Raw genomic sequence first — 2,980 nt, 5'->3', positions numbered from 1 at the left:
CCATGCCCGGGCGGGCAAGCCCGCCCGCCGAGTTAACCTGTGCGCCAACCGCTTACGCGGTTGTCTTGGATCGCATTGTCGCGGTTGGTGTTTCGGTATCCGCACCGCTGACGCGGTGCCGCGGTGGTGACGTTGTGTCCTATTGTGCCGTTCAGCATTGCGCTGCAACCGCTTTCGCGGTTGGCGCCACCGTTTACGCGGATTACCTTGCTGTTCAACGTCATACCGTCATACTACACGTTCTCTCCGAATCATGCTGGTTTCCAACACTTTCCGCGCGATCTATTTTCGGTACTTCGCGCCGGACGGGAGGGGGGATATGACGGTGCCCCGCAGGCGGGGCCTGCGGGGCACGGGTTAGGGCGGCACGCTGACGCGCGCCACGGGGGGTTTAGCGGCGCCCATACACCTTGCGCAGGGAGGCCACCGCACGCCGGTCCCTGGATTTGGTTGATGACAACGCGCCACGCAGTGAGCGGGTGAGTTTGCACCGGGCCATTGGGGCACTGGCTTGTGATAAGCGCGTGAGTGTGTCCACGACGTTTCCCTATCCCACCGTCGTGCGTCCGGGCGTCGAAACTAAAAACCGCCCCCCACGCCGTTGCCGGGCGTAGGAGGCAGTCCAAGCAGTTCCCCAGCATTCCAACAACACTCAAGGAACTTTCATGATGGTAGACCCCGATGACCACCGACAAAACTCGTTTCCAGCAAAAAGAGCCACCGACCCCCGACTGGCCTTAGCCCTGGCGGCCTCCTGCGCCGCCCTGGCCGCATACACCACCGACTGGCCCACCGCGGTCCACATCTTCGCCCTGGTTCTAAGCCTCTTCACTCCCCAGCACAAACCCCCCAGCGCTGACGAGTAACAGTTAGCCGCCGAATCCGTGGCACCGCGACGACACCGTAACGCCTAACGCAGTCCCAATCGCCGCCCAAGTCGCACCCCGCCGGCGGCAACGGCCCCATCAGGGCCGTAACACCTCGTTGACGATGCGCAGCACCACCAGCGCCCACCGCTGCTCCACCGCAGTCAACAGCTCGAAGCGTGAATCACCGAGGTCTCGGCGCATCAGGCGACCAGGGTGAGGACCTGGTCGCCGCATTGGGCACAGGGTCAGGTGTCGTACTCGACCAGGCCGTCGAGTTCACGGTGCGCGTAGGCGTGCAGCCGATCCACGTAGTCCAGGATTTCGCCCGGCTCGCCTTCGAGCACAGTGCCGTCACCGTTGGCGTTGAACAGCCCCAGCGCATGCCCCTAGGTGACACCCACTGACCATGGGTCGGCCGGGTCTGGCGCGGGCAGATTCCACTCGTCGGGTGCCGTCTCACGCGTCACCAGTTGGTAGTTGCCGCTGCGGGCGTCTCCCCACTCGTAATGACTGCTCACGCGGACGCCCGCTCACTGTTATAGCGGGGCGGGTCGAAGAACTCGGCCGCCGGGTCGGGACTGGCGTCGAAGACCGTGATCTGGCTGCGTTCTAGCCCCTGGAATCAGTCGTTGTTCAGCTCGGCCAGGCCGTCGCCGAGGTCACATTCATCGGGGTCGAAGTCCGCCGGCACCCGCACCTTCACCCGGTGCCGTGATTCTTCGACCCATTCGATCGCCACTGTCTTAGGTTGCTGCTCAACGTGATTCGCTATCACTGCGCCTCACCGTGCTCGAAGGGGCAGCAATCCGATGTGTGGTCGACGTGCTGGTACCCACGCGCGCAGTGGTAGGAATCTGCCTGCCGCGCCGCCGCAGCGTCGTCGTGCGCACGGCTCAGGAGCCCGTTGAGATCCGCCAGCCGCACGATAAAGCTGCCTCGCACGTCCAGTCCGCTGCCGTAAGCCTGGCGGGGCAGCCTGCCGACCGCAACGCACAGCTCGGAGTCATCGTCGAACGGCGGCTCTGGCCGGGTCTTGGTGAAATCGACCGCCAGCCACGCGCGTTCACGCTCGATCAGCCATGTCCTCACCACCTCGACCGCGCGCCGCTCGCCCGCCGCGCGTGCCTGGTCCTGGCGGGCGAGCAGCGCGGGCTGCTGCGGAGCGGTGGCAGCCCCGGCCGCCGCTCCACGCGGGTTTGTCATCGTCGTCACCTCAGCGCACCCCCGCAGTGCCGCTGACGGCCACGCCGGCGGACTCGTCGAGCCAGCTGGGCCGGTGGAACGTCCATTCGTCACCCGGGGGCCGTACGGGCATCAGCAGCCCGAAGAAGTCCTCACCAATCCGGATCGCGGTCGGGCCGGGCTTGCCGCTCGACGTCACCGATGGGAACACGACCATCTGCACGCCGCTGGCCTGCTCATCAGCACGTGCCTGGGTAAAACGCTTCAGGTAGCCCGGGGTGTATCCCATCCCGACAATGCCACCCATCCGTGAGGCATCCGCCGGCACTAGTTGCCGCCACTTCGGGAACTGGACGTCCAGGCCGCGCACGGTCATTGCTTCTCCGGTGCTGAATCGGAACGTCACCAGCGCACCCGCGTCGGCGACCTCGACGGTCACCTCACGCGTAGTCTCATCCCGCTTGACCGTCTTGGCCATCTTCACCAGAGCCTTCGCATCCGCTCCCGCGACCATCACTGTGAATGCCTCCCCGGAGTACTCCACTCGCGAAGCGCCCAACACAAACCGATCCGTCGCGACCGCCACCAGCTGATCCGCCCCGAACTCCAGACGCACCGCCTCCAGAAACGGCAGCTTCGCCGACGCCGGAGCCGCGAACAGCAGCGCATCGAACACGGCAGTGAATAACGCCTTGGCCTTCAACGTGTTGACGACCGGCATCGCCGCACCCTCCACCGAGGCCTCCCCGACGTCGGCCGGGTTGTCCAGAACAGCTGTCATGCCACTCCCCTTTCGTGGGAATCTCGGGCCGACCCGACTGGCCTGCCCAACACCACCGACACTACCAACGTCCACCGACATTTAGGTTTAGTGGGCGTCCGCGGACGGCGCGAGCCCACCGACCGGAACATCTTGGTGATTCCTGATT

3 protein-coding genes are annotated in these 2,980 nt (G+C 65.3%); all 3 read right to left on the bottom strand.

Annotated elements, in window-relative coordinates:
• Nucleotides 1–1,255: 1,255 nt before the first annotated feature.
• Nucleotides 1,256–1,387 carry a hypothetical protein gene (locus ACYQ8K_RS29920; RefSeq protein ID WP_254902518.1) on the bottom strand — a complete coding sequence of 44 codons (132 nt, stop codon included), beginning with the start codon at nucleotides 1,385–1,387 and terminating at the stop codon, nucleotides 1,256–1,258.
• A 253-nt stretch (nucleotides 1,388–1,640) separates the two neighbouring features.
• Nucleotides 1,641–2,072 (bottom strand): hypothetical protein, encoded by a 432-nt coding sequence (locus ACYQ8K_RS29915; RefSeq protein ID WP_231122134.1) that lies wholly within the window; start codon nucleotides 2,070–2,072, stop codon nucleotides 1,641–1,643.
• A 10-nt stretch (nucleotides 2,073–2,082) separates the two neighbouring features.
• On the bottom strand, nucleotides 2,083–2,832 hold the full coding sequence (locus ACYQ8K_RS29910; RefSeq protein ID WP_081284087.1) for a beta clamp domain-containing protein: 750 nt from the start codon (nucleotides 2,830–2,832) through the stop codon (nucleotides 2,083–2,085).
• Nucleotides 2,833–2,980: the final 148 nt, after the last annotated feature.

The sequence above is a fragment of the Mycobacterium sp. MUNTM1 genome (assembly GCF_054660795.1).
The sequence above is the reverse complement of the archived record's forward strand: the minus strand, read 5'-3'. Positions and strand labels throughout refer to the sequence as shown.

What these genes read in the sequence shown, in the direction of transcription:
- ACYQ8K_RS29915 (WP_231122134.1), bottom strand. Translation starts at nt 2,072, where the DNA reads ATGACAAACCCGCGTGGAGCGGCGGCCGGGGCTGCCACCGCTCCGCAG.
- ACYQ8K_RS29910 (WP_081284087.1), bottom strand. Translation starts at nt 2,832, where the DNA reads ATGACAGCTGTTCTGGACAACCCGGCCGACGTCGGGGAGGCCTCGGTG.